1 protein-coding gene is annotated in these 644 nt (G+C 43.9%); it reads right to left on the bottom strand.

Annotated elements, in window-relative coordinates:
• A partial coding sequence (locus ACFOWX_RS13295) for a RepB family plasmid replication initiator protein (protein ID WP_381425107.1) occupies positions 1 to 470 on the bottom strand: 470 nt, incomplete at its 3' end.
• Positions 471 to 644 lie beyond the last annotated feature (174 nt).

Raw genomic sequence — 644 nt, forward strand, 5'->3', positions numbered from 1 at the left:
ATTTCTTTTGTTTCACTAAGCCGAAACTGCGTAAACCGGTTCTGTAACCCGATAAAGAAGGGAATGAGATATGGGTTGATATGTACACTGTAAAGCCCTCTGGATGGACTGTGCGCACGTTTGATAAACCAAGGAAAAGATTCATAGCCTTTTTCATCGCCGGCATCCTCTTCAGGGCGATAAAAAACCACTTCCTTCCCCGCGAAACTCTTCAATGCCTGCCGTATATCCTTACTGGCTTCCGCAGAGGTCAATCCGAATATTTCAGCATATTTAGCAACATGGATCTCGCAGATACCGTCATGTTCCTGTAGGGTGCCATCAGATTTTCTGATCTGGTCAACGAACAGATACAGCATACGTTTTTGATCCCGGGAGAGACTATATGCCGCCTCAGTGAGGTCGTTTGACTGGACGATTCGCGGGCTATTTTTACGTTTCTTGTGATTGATAACCGCTGTTTCCGCCATGACAGATCCATGTGAAGTGTGACAAGTTTTTAGATTGTCACACTAAATAAAAAAGAGTCAATAAGCAGGGATAACTTTGTGAAAAAACAGCTTCTTCTGAGGGCAATTTGTCACAGGGTTAAGGGCAATTTGTCACAGACAGGACTGTCATTTGAGGGTGATTTGTCACACTGA

The sequence above is a fragment of the Sphingorhabdus arenilitoris genome (assembly GCF_042651485.1).
Lineage (GTDB): Bacteria > Pseudomonadota > Alphaproteobacteria > Sphingomonadales > Sphingomonadaceae > Sphingorhabdus_B > Sphingorhabdus_B arenilitoris.